Source organism: Paenibacillus lautus (genome assembly GCF_050482385.1).
GTDB lineage: Bacteria > Bacillota > Bacilli > Paenibacillales > Paenibacillaceae > Paenibacillus_AQ > Paenibacillus_AQ lautus_B.
Map to the genome: position 1 here is coordinate 225,728 of NZ_JBCNHV010000028.1, position 18,003 is coordinate 243,730.

General features: G+C 47.4%; 15 protein-coding genes and 1 pseudogene. 3 read left to right on the forward strand and 13 right to left on the reverse strand.

Features of this window, described 5'->3' with window-relative positions; all coding sequences use genetic code 11:
* Positions 1-82: 82 nt before the first annotated feature.
* Entirely contained in the window at positions 83-3,154 is a 3,072-nt protein-coding gene (locus ABEW73_RS29680) for a family 16 glycoside hydrolase (RefSeq protein WP_430171466.1), read from the reverse strand.
* A gap of 478 nt (positions 3,155-3,632) precedes the next feature.
* Positions 3,633-6,959, reverse strand: a complete 3,327-nt coding sequence (locus tag ABEW73_RS29685; RefSeq protein WP_430171464.1) for an endonuclease — start codon at positions 6,957-6,959, stop codon at positions 3,633-3,635.
* Positions 6,960-7,346: 387 nt separating this feature from the next.
* Between ABEW73_RS29685 and ABEW73_RS29690 the strand changes: the two genes are divergently transcribed.
* Entirely contained in the window at positions 7,347-8,936 is a 1,590-nt protein-coding gene (locus ABEW73_RS29690; protein ID WP_430171462.1) for a bifunctional metallophosphatase/5'-nucleotidase, read from the forward strand.
* A 185-nt stretch (positions 8,937-9,121) separates the two neighbouring features.
* Here the strand turns inward: ABEW73_RS29690 and phnE (ABEW73_RS29695) are convergent, their stop codons facing one another.
* The 4 genes from phnE (ABEW73_RS29695) to ABEW73_RS29710 all read right to left on the reverse strand — a co-directional run bounded on the left by phnE (ABEW73_RS29695) (position 9,122) and on the right by ABEW73_RS29710 (position 12,763).
* Positions 9,122-9,928, reverse strand: coding sequence for a phosphonate ABC transporter, permease protein PhnE (gene phnE / locus ABEW73_RS29695; RefSeq protein WP_430171461.1), 807 nt, complete (start codon positions 9,926-9,928; stop codon positions 9,122-9,124).
* Between the two features lie 21 nt (positions 9,929-9,949).
* Entirely contained in the window at positions 9,950-10,765 is an 816-nt protein-coding gene (gene phnE, locus ABEW73_RS29700) for a phosphonate ABC transporter, permease protein PhnE (protein ID WP_430171459.1), read from the reverse strand.
* Positions 10,758-11,543 carry a phosphonate ABC transporter ATP-binding protein gene (gene phnC / locus ABEW73_RS29705; protein ID WP_430171458.1) on the reverse strand — a complete coding sequence of 262 codons (786 nt, stop codon included), beginning with the start codon at positions 11,541-11,543 and terminating at the stop codon, positions 10,758-10,760. Before phnC ends, phnE (ABEW73_RS29700) begins: the two co-directional genes overlap by 8 nt.
* 119 nt (positions 11,544-11,662) lie before the next feature.
* Positions 11,663-12,763, reverse strand: coding sequence for a phosphate/phosphite/phosphonate ABC transporter substrate-binding protein (locus ABEW73_RS29710; RefSeq protein ID WP_430171456.1), 1,101 nt, complete (start codon positions 12,761-12,763; stop codon positions 11,663-11,665).
* Between the two features lie 368 nt (positions 12,764-13,131).
* Between ABEW73_RS29710 and ABEW73_RS29715 the strand changes: the two are divergent.
* Positions 13,132-13,338 (forward strand): annotated as a pseudogene (locus ABEW73_RS29715) (helix-turn-helix domain-containing protein); the annotation flags it as partial.
* 81 nt (positions 13,339-13,419) lie between these two features.
* On the opposite strand, the gene ABEW73_RS29720 reads toward ABEW73_RS29715, so the two are convergent.
* From ABEW73_RS29720 to ABEW73_RS29740, 5 genes are all read right to left on the reverse strand, one after another.
* Positions 13,420-13,629: a hypothetical protein gene (locus tag ABEW73_RS29720; protein ID WP_430171455.1), complete on the reverse strand. Its 210-nt coding sequence runs from the start codon at positions 13,627-13,629 to the stop codon at positions 13,420-13,422.
* A 175-nt stretch (positions 13,630-13,804) separates the two neighbouring features.
* A complete protein-coding gene (locus ABEW73_RS29725) occupies positions 13,805-14,014 on the reverse strand; it encodes an antibiotic biosynthesis monooxygenase family protein (RefSeq protein WP_430171453.1) in 210 nt (69 codons plus the stop codon).
* Complete coding sequence (locus ABEW73_RS29730) at positions 14,011-14,997, reverse strand: zinc-dependent alcohol dehydrogenase family protein (protein ID WP_430171451.1); 987 nt, start codon at positions 14,995-14,997, stop codon at positions 14,011-14,013. The genes ABEW73_RS29725 and ABEW73_RS29730 overlap by 4 nt, the downstream gene beginning before the upstream one ends.
* Before the next feature lie 48 nt (positions 14,998-15,045).
* Positions 15,046-15,222, reverse strand: coding sequence for an ArsR/SmtB family transcription factor (locus ABEW73_RS29735; RefSeq protein WP_430171771.1), 177 nt, complete (start codon positions 15,220-15,222; stop codon positions 15,046-15,048).
* Between the two features lie 87 nt (positions 15,223-15,309).
* A complete protein-coding gene (locus ABEW73_RS29740; protein ID WP_430171770.1) occupies positions 15,310-15,951 on the reverse strand; it encodes an NAD(P)H-dependent oxidoreductase in 642 nt (213 codons plus the stop codon).
* 152 nt (positions 15,952-16,103) lie between these two features.
* On the opposite strand from ABEW73_RS29740, the gene ABEW73_RS29745 reads away from it, so the two are divergent.
* Positions 16,104-16,460, forward strand: coding sequence for a winged helix-turn-helix transcriptional regulator (locus ABEW73_RS29745; RefSeq protein ID WP_430171449.1), 357 nt, complete (start codon positions 16,104-16,106; stop codon positions 16,458-16,460).
* 398 nt (positions 16,461-16,858) lie between these two features.
* On the opposite strand, the gene ABEW73_RS29750 is transcribed toward ABEW73_RS29745, so the two are convergent.
* On the reverse strand, positions 16,859-17,077 hold the full coding sequence (locus ABEW73_RS29750) for a helix-turn-helix domain-containing protein (protein WP_430171447.1): 219 nt from the start codon (positions 17,075-17,077) through the stop codon (positions 16,859-16,861).
* A gap of 10 nt (positions 17,078-17,087) precedes the next feature.
* Complete coding sequence (locus ABEW73_RS29755; protein ID WP_430171445.1) at positions 17,088-17,570, reverse strand: DUF2975 domain-containing protein; 483 nt, start codon at positions 17,568-17,570, stop codon at positions 17,088-17,090.
* Positions 17,571-18,003 lie beyond the last annotated feature (433 nt).

Sequence of the window (18,003 nt, forward strand, 5' to 3'; positions counted from 1 at the left end):
TCCTTCTTGGGATCCCATGAACTGTGACCGACCTGTGAATCGGCTTTTTTACTGAACTAACCGATACAGAATGTTTTGCTAACTAAATCGGGTCACGCGTCAGAACCAAAGCATCATCAAAAGTTACGCCGGCCGAGGTGGTTCGGAATCCTATTTTCCCTGCTGTCAGTTCCGTTTCGGGATTGGTCCATTCCATTTTTAGTTCTCCATCCACATAACCTTTCATTGTGTTCCCTTGAATGGAAGCCTTCATCGTATACCACTGGTTCGCCTGAGCGGTGAACGGGGTGCTGGATACAAGGGTCATGACGTTGTCCACGGATTTGTACAATTCCAGCTTTTGGGCTGAGGAATGGATTCGGTACATGTAGAAATGCTTCGCATCCTGTACCCTGAAGATCAAGCCCGCGTTGGCATTGGTGATGGGCATTTTCACTTTGGCTTCATACGTATAATCCGTCCAAGAATCGCCGGCAGTAATGAGCGCTGTTTCTGAATGATTCTGGATCAAGGCTTTCGTGCCGTCAGTGGTCACATTCCAGGAACCTGAAGCAGACGTCCATCCTAGCGTATTTCCATCTTCAAAATCGTCGCTGAATTGGATGACTGCAGGATCCGGATCCATAGGAGGTTCATCCACATCCGTGACATGGATCGTAAAGATCTTCTCAACATACAGGCCCCCTGAATCTGTGCTCCTCACCCGGATGCTGTAGGTGTCCTTGGCTTCGTAATCAGGCGTTACGGCAAGAAACAACTTATTGTCCGATATGATGAAGCTGCTGTTGTCTGCATCCCCATCACCTGCTGTCAGCGAATAAACAAAGGTTTCTTCCGCATCAGGATGGCTGGTGGAAAATGTTCCGACCATGCCCCCTGCAGTGGTATTTTCAACAACGCTGTTGTGTGAAAGGGCTATCCCCTCAGGTGCTTTACTGATGAGGGAAACCACGGCATCGTCAAAATGGACGCCAGCCGAGGTGGTCCGAAATCCGATCCCCCCTGCCGTCAATTCGGTTACAGGATTGGTCCATTCCATCTTCAATTCTCCATCCACATAACAGGCAATCGTGTTCCCTTGCATAACCGCTTTAACCGTATACCACTGCTTCTCAATGGCCGTGAACGGCGTGCTGTTTACAAGCGACAGTTGTCCATTCACGGATTTGAATAACTCCAGCTGTTGATTCGATGAGTGAATTCGATACATATAATAGTTGTGTGCATCCTGCACCCTGAAAACAACGCCCGCGTTGGCGTTGGTGATGGGCATTCTTAATCTGGCTTCATACGCGTAATCCGTCCATGAACCACCGCTATTCGCAGTAATCAGGGATGTGGTTGTCTGATTCCCGCTGGACAGCACGTGATTCGTGCCGACTTTCGGTACGGTCCAGCCGCCGGACACCGACGTCCACCCCGCCGTATTTCCGTCTTCGAAATTGTCGCTGAATAGCGGCGGCTTGGAGTTGGCAAAGACGATGCCGCTTACATTGTTATTAACGGTAACATTCAAGTCGTCCAAGGTTGCGGCAAGCTTGCCTTCAACATAAACATCCGTGAACGTGACGCCGTTAACTCTTCCGCCTTTGGTGGCGTTTCCGGAAATTCTGGATTTCTGAGTACCGGTCTCGCGAACATTGATGTTCTTGACGACAACATTGCTTACATCGCCGGAAGTGCTGGTAGAAACCCCAAGCCAATAGTTCCCGAATTGATTGATACCGACGCGTTCGATGTCGATATTTTCAAACGTAATATTTTGGGCGTAACCTTCCTCAGGTAGCGTATTCAGTTGGTAACCATGATCAATAAGCAATGCCCGGGCGCTTTGAAATACATACGAGTTTCGGATCGTAACACCGATCTGCGGCTGGGCTACCCCCATGCCAATCTTGAAAGCCGCACATCTTGTCCATGCAAAAGCATCATCAAAAACCACATTCTCCAAATGTTCAAGCTCGCCCGGCCAGTCTTTTGACATCCCCGTCTGCAGCCAGGTTTTAGTGGAATACGTGTCGTCATCCGATATAGCTATCGAATGTTGAACGAGCACATTCTGACTCTCGTTGATATCGATGACGTCATTCTCGATTTTGTATAAATCCTGGAATCCCTTAAGATTGTTGATGGTTACATTGTCGGAGCGAACCACCATAAACGACCAGAAACCGCCATCGCGCAATATTAAACCATCAAACGTAAAATTGGATGTTGCGATCGGAACGAGCAGGTTATTGAGAAATCCTTCATTTTTATTCGGCGCCGGCATTTTTCGCTCGCGCATCGCAATGCCTTTACCATCGATGGTTCCCCGTCCCCGAATCGTAATATTGCTGGAGTCTACGGCCGTACGAATAAAATACGTTCCATCCGCATTTCGTGAATCCTTGCGAAAATCAATCACGTAGTCTTCCCCTTTGCCCGTGCCAACAATGACGGCGCCTCCGGCCAGGTAAAAGGTTACGTTGCTTTTTAATGTCAGGTTCCCGCTCTTATAAACACCTGCCGGAATGAATACTACGCCGCCGCCCGCTTGATGGGCGTCATCGATCGCCTGCTGAATCGCGTCTGATGCCAGCGATGTTCCCGTGTTATCCGCGTGATATGGCGACTGCGTCACATTATATATCCCGGCACCGGCGGACGGGGGGATATCCGTTTCCAAGGGGTCTGCCGCGATGACAATCTTCTTCCTCTGGTCATTGATTTTTACGATGACATAGGTTGAGGATGAAAGCGTGAACGTCAGCTTGTTCCCGTTGACCGCGCCTTCGATGTTTTTAGCCTGAGGACTGATGGAGAATGATGTGATCGGCACATTGTTGGTTACTTCGATACGGACACTGCCGGAAAAAGAAAATTGGGCATAATCATAATCAGCCAGATAACTGATCACAGGAATCGCTTCGTTATTCGCTTTCAACGAAAACACGCTGGATGCTGCATAGATGGATGGCATCGGGTAATTTTGTATCGTGGCCGGAGCATTGGCGGTCTGTGCCAAAGATGCCGAATCAGCGGCATCCGTCATATCCATTGAAGAAATTGAATAACTATCGATTTCTGCAGCATCGGCAGTTCGGGGTGAGAATCCTGTGATCATTACGGCAAGCACTACCAACAAACTAACTGCTTTTCTAATGGCAAGCATAAATACCTCCTCAAGATTATTCATCTGCCCAAGGACAATAAGGCAGTGGAGCTTCTGTTCGCTCGGTTGTATTCTTCTTGTTTTTTGTGAAGGCGCTAACATTTATCGGAAGCAAGCAGATCGCTTTCTGACGTTCACGCTCCCTTCATCCAAACTTTTCGCTGTCACGATGGATTATAATCCTTGCCCATTAAAAAAGGAGTGGGGCAAGCCCACTCTCTAGGGATACAATTTAATGGTTCTCCATACACGGAGGGCATGTTGAATTCGGAAACAGAGCAAACTGGTCCTCATTGGTGAAGACCGTCGATACTTCAATCAAGAAAACCATTAAACTCTTTGCGAAAGCCATCGGCAGGCATGATAGCCCTTTCCAACCAAGAAAGGTTTCATGTGTAGATACCAAAAAGAAAAAGACCAATCGGCTCCGAGTTCCCCCGGTCCGATCGGCCTTTCGCAAGTCATCCTATTAAATGAATTATGCGGCGTGCTGCGGCAGGTAGCCCGATGCTCTGACGCGGACCTGAATACGGTCGCTTTGCGTTACGCCTGCAGCATTGATCCATTCGGCATAATATTCGTAAGTACCCGGCGCCCGATCATGGATTTCCGTAACAGCCGCCTGCATACCAGGCGAAGTGTTGGTCAAAGCCTGGGTATCGATCAGGACGCCGTTCTCATAGAGACGGTATTCGGTAGCATTCGTCCCCCACCACAGGTTCGCGCTAATCAGATAGCTGCCATCTCCGTCCCAATTATCGTGCGACAATACGGGCTTGCCCGGTGAAGCATCCGTCACCGTTACGCGAAGGGGCTCCGACTGCGATACGCCCCATGCATTGACCAATTCGCCGACATAAGTATATACGCCGTTGGCCTTTCCCGCAATATCGACAGAAGCTGTCTGCATCGAGGGAGAAGCCTCCTTTAATGGGATGGTTTGAATCAGGATGCCGTCTTCATACAGTTTGAACTCCGAGCCGTTATTACCCCACCACAAATTCATCGTTACCTTGTAATTTCCGTCTCGAAGGCCTGTATTATAACCATTATTGTCTGACAGTACAGGTATGCCCGGCGCTGCGGCGGCATTCTTCTGCTTCACCTGGAATACAGCGCGGTCTGAGGCCGCGTTTCCTGCGGCGTCCTCTACGCGGTATTCAATGACATGCTCTCCTGTTCCCAGCTTCTTGGCGCTGATCGTTTGACCCGCTTCAATCCGTTGTCCGTCCAGTAGGAGCTTCTGGGTAATGACGCCTGAGATCTCATCCGTGCTGTGAAGCTCAAACTTCAGGGTATCCTGCTCCCATACGTCTCCGATTCGGCTTCCCGATTGGGTCAACGTCACGGCAGGGGCTGTCCTGTCCAGTTTGATTTGCATCGTCTTCGTCTCTTCAGCCACACCACCGGCAGAAGAGTAGTATTGAATGATGTTGATCCCCTCTCTGTCGACAACCACAGGACCCGAGTATACGGACTCAGCTCCGTCATTCAACCAATAGGTCGTCGATGCCGGCTCCGAACTCGTAGCCGTCAAAGTAAGGGTCACATTCCGGTTAAACCAACCGTTCGTGTTCGGCTGCTCCGATAGAGCGGCAGAGGTTGCCGGAGGAACGTTCGCCTGCGCAAGCGAAATATCGTTTATTCCTCGAACCTTCAATTGATATACGTCTTTAAAGATTGAGGATACACCTTGAAGATTGACAACTTGTCCTTCTTCATAAGGAAAATCGCTCAAGCTCAGCCCAGTTCTAACATCCACGCGGACATGGTTGCTGCCCCCACTCGCGCTGATCGCATCAAATTCGAAGGATCCCGATGGGGATGCCGTAATGATATTCGTGATTTGCACCTGCTGAAGTGCAATCAGTTGGCCTTGATTGGCAGCATTTACAGAGTCGACCTTAACTGCCTCCGGCAGTTTCTCCGTACCCACCTTTTCGATTAAGACCGGGCTCGCTAATTCCAGCTCTGTGTTATAAAGGGTGGTTGAGGCTGTAAGCTTTACCACATCGCCTTGATGAAATCCCGTGCTGCTCTGATACACATAGACTCCGCCGGTAGCATCCTGCAAATAGAAGGTTTGTCCTCCATAGATGCCTGGTTCAGTCGTTACAGTACCTTGAACCGTGATCAGACTTCCTTCTGGCTTGCTTCTTCCTTCCGCTATCGTAATCAATTCCGGAATCGAGCTGCCTGCATCCGGCAATGGCTCGGCAGGCACGTTATCCAGCGTCACGGATTGGGTCAACAGATTATTGCCGTTCTGCCGCAATCGAAGATTGGCTACCCCGGAAGTGCCTGGCTTGACGCGTATCGTCAAATCCTTATAGGCCCGCCCTTGACTATCGGCGGTCAAGCTGAAGGTGTCCCCATATCCATACGCGGTTGGCCAGGTTCCGTCTGCTCTTTGCGTCATAGCTACCTGGGTTCCACCCGTCAAATAGATCCCTGCGCTAAATCCGGTCACCGTTGAATTGGCAGGCAGGTTCTCGATAAGAACACGGATTTGAAACTCTGCTGCATTCGGTAAAACGGATTGGTGAACAAAACTGTAGACTGGCGATGCGCTCACTGTAGCACCGCCGTAAGAACCCGGCTTGAAGGTCGAGCTGTCCCACCATTTATATCCGGCAGCCGGCGAAGACCAAGGTTCAGGTTGAGGCTCCGTTGAAGCCTGTGGCGCTTCAAAGGAATGCAGCTCTGTTACCTCATCCAATTGAAGGTCACCGACTTGTGCCAGACTTGTATAGCTCTCCTGATCTGCCAGCCAATTGATCATATTGACTAACAAAACGGCATCATCCTGCTCCTTAAAGCCATCATAGGTTGTCTTTTTAGCTCCTGTTTCTTCGCGCAAATATTTTGGTGTGGCATCTTCTACCGGCGAGGAATCACCGATAAAGGCCGCTTTACCCAATCCAACCTTGGCTACGGCAACATAAGGTCCCTCCTCCATGCCGCCGCCGTTATATACGCCCTGATCGACCGCACTCCCCCATGACTCATTCGTCTTCGGGAGATACACAATGCCCTTGGCCTTGGCCGGATCGGTAATCGCTAGTGTAGAACCGGCATGCATCGCAACTCCGTCAACTCCCTCGGTGATTCCAAAGGCCTGATCCGGTTCTACAATATGATTAGCTGTGATATCACCCAATGCGTTATATCGGAAGCGAACTCCGAAATGGTCTGCGAGCCAATCCGAGCTGACGACGTCTTGCATCACCTCCGAGTTTCTCTCTTCCGAACTCATGCCCTTAGTCGGATCCTCCCAAGCCCCTCTGCGATACCCGTTGATCGCCTCGGAGCCATCCCAGCGGTTCTTGTTACGGTCAGCATTATAGTGGTCGCCAATGAAGAAAATACTTCCTCCATTTTGTACATACAGTTCCATCGCAGCCTGCTCGCTCTGCTTGAAGGGAATGTTCGGCTCAGCAATAACAAATACGGAATAGCCGCTTAGATCGTTGTAAGTAATCGGTGTTGACTTGCGCAGCTCGGCGACATCAAATCCGTCAGCAGCCAGTGCTTGTCCAAAATCGGAAAATGCGCCGTCAATAACCCAGTCTGCGGCACCTGCGGTCTGGGCATGAGTGTTATCAAAAAGAATTTTCTTGCCGGCATTCTCATTTACCACTTTGGCAGCAATATAGGGTGCGGGATCGTTCGGCCCCTCGGCATGCACAGGTGCGAGAATCGCGCCCAGTTCCAGTTGAATCGTAAATGCCAAGGATACAGCAAGTCCGATTTGCAACCACTTCGTCCAGATCTTCTTTCCAAGTCCAACCCGCTTTCTGCTCATAATTTCCCTCCCATGAGATTAAGAGTAGTCCAACACCCTTAGTTTGGCATGGAATTATTAGCTTAAAAGCCAGGTTACGTAAAATTGAAAGAAATTTATATACCTATATCAGTTGAACTCATGAGTGTACGCTAGGAGCAACGTGTGAAGTGTTCTTACGATCGCTGTTGTTCCCGGATTTCTCTGATTGCACTAAGCCCATCATAGAGTAAAAATCTGCTAACAAAGGCGAACGCTAAGTAGCATATGCTTCCGATGCCGTTTTCTTTTTATCTGTGTCCTTCAAAAATAACACTGCGTTTACCATGACGCAGATGTAGTTGTTTATAATAGCTGTATTCCATTTAAATTCCACATTTATCTGATCAGCATGGGAGGCAGCCATTGATGGCATCTATGAATTCTATAAATCTGACGATTCTGCATACGAGCGATATTCACGGTCACCTGTATCCAACCGATTACCGTGGCCCTGGCGACAAGCCGCTTGGCCTTGCCAAGCTGTCACGCCTGATTCAGAAAGAGAGAAGCCGGAGCACCAATCTGCTCCTGATTGACAACGGAGATTTGCTTCAAGGAACGCCGCTGATGTATCACTATGCCAAGTTAAACCGCCACGGTCTGCATCCTGCAGCCCGAGCGTTGAATGCACTTGGATATGATGCAGCTGTGCTTGGGAATCACGAGTTCAATTACGGACAGGAGCTGCTTCGACAGGCGATCCGTGATTCCGATTGTCCCTGGCTATCTGCTAACATTGTAAACAAGACTGACGGAAAGCCTGCATTCGGCAAGCCATATCGGATCTTTGAGCTTCCGCAAGGCATTCGCATCGCCCTGCTCGGACTTACCACCCACTTTATTCCGAATTGGGAGGAGCCGAATCACATCGAAGGCTTGTCCTTTATTGATGCGCTGGATGCTGCTAAGTACTGGGTAGACAAGATTCGTTCGATGGAACAGCCGGATGCGGTGATTTTGAGCTATCACGGGGGCTTCGAACGCGATCCCATGACTGGTGAAGCAACCGAACCCTTAACCGGTGAAAATCAAGGCTATGCTATATGTGAAACGATCCAGGGTGTCGACATACTGCTCACCGGCCATCAACACCGCCTGTTAAACGGGGAGATTAACGGGGTAGTCATTACGCAGCCTGGCAGTGCCGGACAAGCGGTTGCAAAGGTAGAGCTTGAATTTCAGGCGGTTCCTGAAAAGGGATGGCAGCTATCGGGCAAATCTTCCTCATTGCTTCTTGTAGACGAAGCGGATCTGGCGGATGAGGATTTTCTGGCTCTGTTTGCTGAGGATGAACGGCAAACGCAGCATTGGCTCGATCAACCCATTGGCCGCACCGAGGGAGATCTCTCGATTCCCGATCCGTTCACAGCTCGCCAGGCAGATCATGCCTTTACGGAAATGATAAATCGGATTCAGATGGAGGTGACCGGGGCTGAGCTCTCTCTGGCTGCCATCTTTACCAATGAAGCCAGAGGTTTCGGAGAATTAATTACCATGCGGGATGTGGTGTCCAACTACATTTATCCTAATACGTTAAAGGTTATCCGCATGCGGGGCAGCGACATCCGAGCCATGCTAGAGCAGACTGCCCAATACTTTGAGGTGCATGAGACCGGTGATGGACTGCGCATTGCGCCGTCTTATCTGGAGCCAAAGCCCCAGCATTTCAATTATGATATGTGGGAAGGTATCGACTATACGCTCGACATCTCAAGGCCCGCCGGGCAGCGGGTGGTCAGATTGGAGCGCCACGGAACGCCTGTGGATCCGGATGAAAGCTTCGAAGTCGTCATGAACAGCTACCGGGCTGGCGGTGGCGGAAACTTCGATATGCTGAAGGACGCGCCAGTGGTTCGTGAAATTCCGACCGATATGACAGAGATTCTTGCAGATTACATTTCCCGGGTTGGCGTGATCCAGGCGACTTGCAATCATAATTGGGAGGTTGTTTACTGAGCTTATTAGGCAGTCTCTTTCCCTGTCTCTTCCCCTAAATTCACCATGAAAAAGGCGACGAAAGAGGTGAATTCTCTGACGTCGCCCTTTTTCAGTTAAAGTTGGCGGCCAATTTCCTCATCGGAAATGCCGATTTAGTTGCTTTCAGGGCAACTAGGCAGCACCAGCAGCAGCCTGTCTCCCGCTTATCCTTTTACCAGCTTAGTCCGAAGCTTGTTGGATATCCACTCGATGATCAGAATCAGAATAACCAATCCGATCAGAATCGCCCCGACCTGATTCCACTTATACCCGTTCATGGCAAAGATCAGCGGGGCACCGATCCCTCCTGCTCCAACCAAGCCCAGGATAGATGCTTCGCGCATATTCATATCGAACCGGTAAACCGTTACCGAGAGGAACAACGACATCAATTGCGGCAAGATGCCGTAGCGGATCTTTTCAAAGGTCGTGCAGCCAATCGAGGTCATGGACTCAAGCACCTTGGTATCGAGTTCCTCAATAGCATCCACATACAGCTTGGACAGCATTCCGACCGACGTAATCCCTATCGTCATCACGCCTGAGAACGGTCCGGGACCGGAGACGCGGATGAACATCAAGCCATATACGAGGGCAGGAATCGTCCGGATGAAGATCAGCAGCAGGCGGGTAAGCCAAGCCACCGGCTTGGGTACGATATTCGATGCAGCCAGAAAGGCAAGCGGAACGGATAAGATCGCCCCTACAATGGTCCCCAAAAATGCAATGGCTACCGTCTCAAGCAGCAAATACAGTACGCTCTGTTTTGAGACGCTTAAGAGCAAGTTCAAATCAGGATTCAAAATTCCCGTTATTATATTCTGAGCGATTTTGAGACCGCTCTGATTGATATCCTTCAAATTAACAGCAGCAAGCGACCAGGCAAACAGTGCAATAATAATCACCGTAAGCGTCAGCACATACCGCATATTACGAGGTTGGGCCTGAAGTTGCTTCTGAATCGTCGTCACTCACGAACCTCCTCTCTTTCATCAAATCCATTTTTTACGGAAATGCTCACTAGTCGTCTCGATCAGATAGACCGTGATTACCAGTGCCAAAATGATCATCCCTACATTCTGATAATCACGCCAGCCCAAATCTTCTTTAATCAACAGGCCAACGCCGCCCGCACCCACGTATCCCAGGATCGCCGCATAACGTACATTCCCCTCAAAGCAGAACAGCGAATTGGACAAATAGCTTGGCAGCACCTGTGGAAACATGGCATAGCGGAATGCCTGAATTCTTGTCATACCGATGGATTCCATCGCTTCAAATGGACCCATATCCACATTTTCAATCTGCTCATACAGCAGCTTGCCTACATAAGACAGCGTAAACAGCAGAATTGCTACCACGCCCGCGGTTGGCCCCAAGCCAAAGATAAAGGTAGCAATCAAGGCGGTGACCAGGATTGGCAAGGTACGCAGCAGACTCAGAACAATCTTAAAGAAGGCTGTCACCAACCGGTTTGGAACGACATTGGAGGAGGCCAAAATCGCAATAGGCAGCGCAAGCAGCGCGCCGATCATGGAGCCGATAAGTGACATCTGCAGGGTGTCTACAAGCGCTCCCCACAATTTAGGAAAGTACGCCCAATCCGGCGGAAACATTTCGCCAATCATCCCGAATAGTTTGCCTATTCGTTCAAACAACACTTTTAGATTAAAATTCGTAAATTCCACGGACAGAGCAACTGCCACAAGGATGAGCAATAGAATCAGCGGCGTGCGGGAGCGTTTCTCCAGAACGATCTTGCCGTTCGGAAGAGCAACCTTTTTAGGCGGAAATAGTTTGTCATACATAAGCAATCTCGGCCTCCGCTTGGACTGACATTTCCTCCTCAAAACGGCCGCCGTAAATTTCGCCAAGTACTGCCGTTGTGACCCCGGAAGCCTCCCCGTCAAAGACAACCTCGCCTTGGCGAATGCCAATGATGCGGTCGGCATATTCCAGTGCTACCTCGACATGGTGAATATTCATAATCACCGAGATGTTCATCTCCTGGTTAATACGTTTGAAATCATCCATGACCATCCGGGATGTCACCGGATCCAGCGAGGCAATCGGCTCATCTGCCAGAATAATATCCGGATTCTGAGCAAGCGTCCGCGCCAGCGCTACCCGCTGCTGCTGACCGCCCGACAACTGATCCACACGCATATATGCCTTATCAAGGATGCCTACTTTATCTAATGCCTCCAGCGCCTTGATCTTATGATCCTTAGTGAAGATTCCAGTCAGCTTGCGCCACAACGGCAGATCTGGGACAAAGGAGACGAGTACATTCTTGATCACAGAAGTTCTTGTCACCAGATTGAAGGATTGAAAAATCATGCCGATTCTCCGGCGGAACCGGCGAACCTGGCTGCCCTTCAGCTTCCCTACATCTACGCCATCCACATGGAGCTGGCCTCCGGTAATCTCATGCATTCGATTAATGCAACGGATCAGTGTAGACTTCCCCGCACCGGAGAGACCGATGATGGCGACGAATTCGCCCTGCTCGATGGACAGATTAATATTTTTCAAAGCTGTTGTTCCGTTTGCGTATTTCTTCTCCACCTGTTTGAATTCAATCATGGCATAAGCTCCGATCCTTTAGTCTGCGTAAAAACGTGAAAAAATGAGGGCATCACGTTGCCATGATGCACTCATTTCATTCCAAAGCTTCCGTCTAACTTCCTCGCCTTGATCGTGGATTACTGCTTTTGACTCTTGATCAGCTCTTGAGCCTTGCGCTCGTTGTCGTAATCCGAGGATTTTGCTTCTTGGTAGCCTTCATGACTGTACACGGCGATAACTTCTTTTCCTTTGTCTGTTTGAGCAATGGCGATGAAGGCCTTTTGCAGGGCAGACTTGAATTGGTCATCCATCAGCGAAGAGTTTTTGCTTACGCTGATTGTATCGTTATAGATTCCTTGCGTAACTCCGATCACATTCGTCTCATCCCAGATTGAAGCGGAACGGCTGAACTCGGTTGTCCATTTTTCTTCATAATCTCTTCTTGCATCAGCGAAAGCTACAATGATATCCACTTGACCAGCTGCCAGACGGGCGAACGAGCTTCCGTAAGAGTCCGAAGTCACCACATGCTTCAGATCTGTGATGCTCTTGTTGTAGTTATTTTGAAGCCACAGTGTCGGGTAAATGTAACCCGCGGAAGAAGAGGTCGACATCACTGCCCAATTCGCGCTGTCCAGTTCTTCCCAAGTCAAGGGTTCGCCCGCATTCACCTTGGCTGCCAGCTCTTTACCTTTATCCGTTGGGCCAGCGATGGCAATCGAACGATAGTAGGTTGCTTGCTTGTCTGTAGGTGCCGTCGGTTTATTGTCGTTCCAATCCTTCGGATTGTCGGAATCGTTGGATAGACCCGCACGGGTAGCAGTCAAAATCACATCTGCACCGTCATCATACAGGGCATACGTTCCACCCGGGATGAACCCGATGTCCGTCGTTCCTGCCGTCAAAGCCTCACCAACCGCCTCATAAGTCGTACCTACATCGATCGTAACCTTTTCCACATTGTAGCCTTCAGTAGCCAATTGCTCTTTCAGAAGATCTTTCAATGGATCTGTTGCCGTAATGATTTGGTCAGGGTCCTTGGATGGAACGAAGCTGACCTTAAGCTCCTTGATCTCTGTTGCAGAAGGTGTTGATTCTTGCGCCGTATTCGTCTGAGGTGCAGAAGTCGTATTATCCGCTGCTGCTCCGTTGTTTGCCGTGTTTCCGTTAGAACCGCATCCTGCAAGAAGGCCTACGCCTAATGCAAATACTGCAGTTAACATCCATCTGTTTTTCACTATCAAATACCCCCACTTTTTTATAATTCGGATTCGCCGAGTGTCTAGCCTCTCCTTTTGCAAATCCAAATTCATCATACAAGCCCATTGTTTTCGAATGATTATCTACCTGTAAAAAATTTGAAACACTCATTTACATAGAGTTAACCTTATGAAAACAAATCTCTGGGGGATGGAACAAAATCTACATAATCTGAACTAAAGATTGTACGCTAGGGACAACGTGTGAAGTGGGTAGAAATCCGTGAACAAAGGCGAACGCTGACGAGCCTATGTTTCCGATGCAGCATTCTTACAGAATGCCAATACCCATGAATGACTCCCCCCTACCTCACTTCCGATAAGAATATATATAATTGGGTGTCCCGACATTCCACAGATACTTCAAAGAGGTAACCGCTATGAGCCCGATTCAGTTTCAAAAACACTTCCGATTGCTGGAGGCTCGGCGCCTGTTATTATCCGAGTCGGCGGATGCCGCGGATGTCGCATTCCGGGTAGGCTATGAAAGTGCATCTCAATTCAGCCGAGAGTATTCCCGTATGTTCGGTACTCCTCCAAGAACAGACATTAAGCCGCACGAAAAAACGGCTGCCATTGAAGTGAAGGCAGCCGTTTTTAAAATGATTCATATCCGAGGTGACATTACACCGTTGTTAAAATGGGCGGCTTATCTTTGTAAAGACAATCGTGTGCTCAAACTGTGCGGCGTACTGATGGTCCGGCAGCAGCAGCCCCCAACCGTCAGCGCTCTCTTCTACATATTCCGCTCCGTCCGATGAAAAGGTTTCCACCGCGACCACCAGTCCGTTCGTGAGCAGCCTGCTGTCTCGCGGATCATAGTAATTCAGAATGCTGTTCGTCATCTCATGCAGTTCGTGGCCAATGCCGTGCCCGGCCAAATTACTTTATTTTTTTGGTGAAAATAACCCTTTATTATTACCTGGTTTGTATCTTCGGTCACTTCCCCATCAATATCGGTTAGAGACTTCATCACTTGGAAATTGTTTTGAAAAAGGAGCATAATAAAAATCTCCATGTTCAGTTCGCCTGTAGCAAAAGCGTGTGATCCTCGAGTGATTGCCATCGCACAATTAGATGGAATAGCTGGGGTGTTTCGATCCCTTGCGCGAGGGAGTGACCGCCGTAACCCTTTGCGCGGCTGAGCAAAGGAGCGACCTCGGCAAAGGCACGTCTGAACGTTTCAATGTGTTCATTGTGAACTGGAAGTAGAGCGATCTCATAAATCATGGTGTTCCTTTAAAATGAGCTGACGGCCCGACTGCAATCGCGATTTTTCCTTGAACACCGTTGTTCCGACTCTCCAGCCGGGCATGGGCAAGCGGAATGTCGGCAAGCGAATAGACGGCGCCAACGTGTGGCCGCAGCTGACCGCGCTCTATCAATGCGCTCATCTCATCAAGCTTGCCGCGGTTTTGTCTTGTGAAAATGAAGTGATAACTCGCGTTCTTGCCCCAGGCCTGAATGACGTTTTGAGGCTGTGCAATGTCCACGATCGTGACAACGCGGCCAAGTTGTGCGAGCGTGTCGGGGCTGCGCGACAATGTATTGCCGCCGATGGTGTCGAAGACGACATCGACTCCGCGGCCACCCGTTTCCCGCATGATGGCGTCAACATAATCCTCCTTTTCGTAGTCGATGACCACATCGGCACCCAAACTTCGTGCGAACTCAAAGTTTGCTTCGCGTACGGTCGTGAACACCCTTGCTCCCATGGCTTTTGCGAGTTGGATCGCCACATGACCGACTCCCCCCGCGCCGCCGTGTACTAGAATGCTTTCACCCACTCTTAGCGCCGCACGCACGATCAGTGCTTCCCACGCCGTCCCTCCAACCAAGCTCAGGCTTGCCGCCTCAAGATGGCTCAGCGCGGGAGGCTTCTTCCCGATAATGCTTTCGGCAGCAACGTGGTACTCGGCATAACTTCCTGGCCCGTCAAATATTTGTGGGGTGTACCAGACTTCGTCTCCTGGAGAGAAGGTCGTCACACCCGGCCCGACTTCTTCGACAACGCCAGATACGTCGTGTCCGGTAATGGCCGGCAGTTGCACCAAGTCGGGATAATCGCCACGTCGGACCTGGTAATCCAACGGATTGATGGAGGTTGCATGTACCCGGACCAGGACTTGTCCCGTGTGCGGCACAGGCTTGGGCACATCGCAAAGTTCGAACGATTCCGGGCCGCCAAATGATTTAAGTATTATTGCTTTCATTGCAAATCCTCGTTTCGGCGTGAATTTTTGATATTACGTGGTATAAAATTACAAATTCTTAACTATGATATCGGCAAGAGCGCTGATGGTTGCTTCGTTCCGCTTGTAGTAGGTCCACTGACCGATGCGCCTGACTCCTACCAAGCCCGCTCGTTGCAGAGTTGCGAGATAATCAGACACCGTTGACTGCGACAGTCCGACGCCTTCTTGAAGTAGTAACCAGATTAAATTACTTGGTTTTTCTGCTTACTATATGAAAGGGAGTTTTTAAAAGGGTTTTAATTGGAATAGGAACATTTTAAATGGTTTTGATTATGAAATTACTTCAAGAATCTCAGACATGCTTTGTCTTGTCTTAGGAGGTTGAACCTCATCTCGGTATCCAAAAGAAACCATAAAAGAAATACCATATTCAGACGTGTCGAGAACACCAATTTCTGAGAAATATTGTTCTGCTTTTTCGTGGTTAAAACCTTCAATTGGACAGCTATCAATGCCAAGAAAAGCAGCAGTTGTCATCATATTAGCAAGAGCTAGATAACTTTGTTTTGATGACCAATCAAATAAAGCACGTGGATTATTTAACAACTTAAAATCATTTTCTTGGAATTCTTGGAAAAAGTGAAGGTATCTTTTCTTTTCCTCTAAAGTGCTACCCCATACATCTTCTATAATATGTTTCACAAGTGGACTATCGACAGTAATATTTTTCTTAATCAATCCAATTACGAAGTGACTTGCACCATTTAAAGAGTTCACTGCACCCCAGCTAAATGGTTTTAAATCTTCACGGATTTTCTCACTATTTATAAGTAAAAACTTCCAAGGTTCAAATCCAAAAGAGCTTGGGGATAATCTTGCTGCTTCCATAATTGTGTTAAAATCTTCATCACTAACTTTTTTCGTGCTGTCGAATTTTTTTGTAGCATAACGATAGTGGTGTACTTCTAGAATTTGTTCGTTTTTTTTTCATTTTAATTCCTCCTCAAGTTGATATGTGTCATACTAACACATGATTTAAAGTGGTTGAAGTACGCAAAATTTTTATATATAATATATAAAAACTACCGTTAGTATAAAAAATATACTTTATTAGAGGTGCAATTATGAATGTTGATGAATGTGAAGGTCTTACCTGTTCAGTAGCAGTTACGGTTAAATTAATTAGTGGGAAATGGAAACCTGTCATTCTATATTATTTATTAGATGGGAAACTTCGGTTTAATGAATTGCAATCACGCTTATCAGGAATTACACATCGAGCATTAACCCTTCAGCTTCGTGAGTTAGAAAGAGACGGTTTAGTCTCTAGAACGATATATCCTGTAATTCCACCTAAAGTAGAGTATCAGCTGACTGATATGGGGCATTCAATGAAGGCTATTATTCTTGCGATGTATGATTGGGGGCTTGATTATCAAAAGATGCAAGCAAAGAATACTCCATTTAGCAAAGAGGTCTAGTGATGTGAAAACATGGGTAAGTGTCCCATTAATAGTAAATAAGACTTATGTCATCAAACGGTAAACGGCTCATGTTCTTGTCTTTTACGGCAATCGGTACAAGTTCTTGTCCTCAACTCGGGACAAGAACTTGTACCGATAAAACAAAAAGCCGCTATAATAGCGACTCTCAATGGGACTATGTTCTTGTACCCCGACATATCTTTATGTAATCCCGGATCGGTTGTATCTTTATGTATATTTTTCTCTAATGGATCAGAAACCTTTCGTACAGCTCCATTCTAAATATCGAAGATTAATGTCAACCTTACCCACTTTGGCAATACGCTGTAGATCTTCACAATCCCTCCCCTCCTCCCAATCTTGAATTCATATTGCAGGATACCCGTTGTCTGTTTTTATTTATTGTCTTCGTCGCTTTTGTACTCCAAAATATCACCCGGCTGACAATTCAAAGTCTTACATATCGCTTCTAATGTTGAAAAACGAACAGCTTTTGCTTTCCCGTTTTTCAGAATGGAAAGATTCGCCATAGTAATTCCAACCCTCTCCGAAAGTTCTGTTACACTCATTTTCCTTTTTGCCAACATAACATCAACATTGATGATAATCGCCATAATAATCACCTCAGATCGTTAAATCATTTTCTGATTTTATATTAATAGCTTCTTGTAAAAGACTTTGGAGAACAGCAGCAAAAACGGCGATCACCATAGAGGCGAAAATAATGACCAATCCCATTGGTATGAAACTTGGAGGGTCAATTCTCTCCGCCATGAGATAGTAGAGTGGCATACCTAGCAGGTACAAGGTACTGATTGTGATGGCACAGTATTTTATATTCTTTAAAGCCATAATGGATATTTCCGAGAATGCTTGGTTCTTATCAATATAGCTTAAAAGTTTAAAAGCTTGATACAGAGCAAAGTAAAAAGGTATGGCTGCCGCGTACATATCGATTAAAACGAGAGATTTCATATAAGCGATATCTGGATACAATTCTCCAGCAAAACTCCCGATCTTAGGCACTAAAAATATGCACAAAGCAAGAATTGGGATTCCAATAAGCATAACAGCCATCTTCAAAAAGAATGTTGTTCCCCGTTTCATAAAGAGCACCTCACAATTTAATTATAAAATGACTTTAACACGTAGCTTATTGTTTTACAATAAATAAGTATCGTTTATTATTATATTATTATTGTTAATGGAACACCCTTTTTATTTAAGAAAAAAAATAAAAAGCAATTCTCATGACAAAGAAATGCTCTTACCTTCTCCGTAAACTAATTAACTAACCCAATAAATCGAATAGCTAAATCCAATTATATGCTTACTTTGAATAACGGAATAAACTAAGGATTAGTTACACACGAGGATAATCTGCCCGTTAGCTTAATAAAGGGCGGTCTAATCATCTTTATTAGACGCCCTCGATGAAATCATATCGGGAATGTTATCAAGTTCTTGTCATTGTGTTTTGACAAGAACTTGATAACATAAATATAAAAAGCCGCTTAATTGAACTGCACCCCAATTTTTA

Excerpts from the sequence above, each read along its gene's own strand:
- ABEW73_RS29680 (WP_430171466.1), bottom strand. The coding sequence starts at position 3,154 with ATGCTTGCCATTAGAAAAGCAGTTAGTTTGTTGGTAGTGCTTGCCGTA.
- ABEW73_RS29685 (WP_430171464.1), bottom strand. The coding sequence starts at position 6,959 with ATGAGCAGAAAGCGGGTTGGACTTGGAAAGAAGATCTGGACGAAGTGG.
- ABEW73_RS29690 (WP_430171462.1), top strand. The coding sequence starts at position 7,347 with ATGGCATCTATGAATTCTATAAATCTGACGATTCTGCATACGAGCGAT.
- phnE (WP_430171459.1), bottom strand. The coding sequence starts at position 10,765 with ATGTATGACAAACTATTTCCGCCTAAAAAGGTTGCTCTTCCGAACGGC.
- phnC (WP_430171458.1), bottom strand. The coding sequence starts at position 11,543 with ATGATTGAATTCAAACAGGTGGAGAAGAAATACGCAAACGGAACAACA.
- ABEW73_RS29720 (WP_430171455.1), bottom strand. The coding sequence starts at position 13,629 with ATGACGAACAGCATTCTGAATTACTATGATCCGCGAGACAGCAGGCTG.
- ABEW73_RS29725 (WP_430171453.1), bottom strand. The coding sequence starts at position 14,014 with ATGATTTATGAGATCGCTCTACTTCCAGTTCACAATGAACACATTGAA.
- ABEW73_RS29730 (WP_430171451.1), bottom strand. The coding sequence starts at position 14,997 with ATGAAAGCAATAATACTTAAATCATTTGGCGGCCCGGAATCGTTCGAA.
- ABEW73_RS29745 (WP_430171449.1), top strand. The coding sequence starts at position 16,104 with ATGAATGTTGATGAATGTGAAGGTCTTACCTGTTCAGTAGCAGTTACG.
- ABEW73_RS29750 (WP_430171447.1), bottom strand. The coding sequence starts at position 17,077 with ATGGCGATTATCATCAATGTTGATGTTATGTTGGCAAAAAGGAAAATG.
- ABEW73_RS29755 (WP_430171445.1), bottom strand. The coding sequence starts at position 17,570 with ATGAAACGGGGAACAACATTCTTTTTGAAGATGGCTGTTATGCTTATT.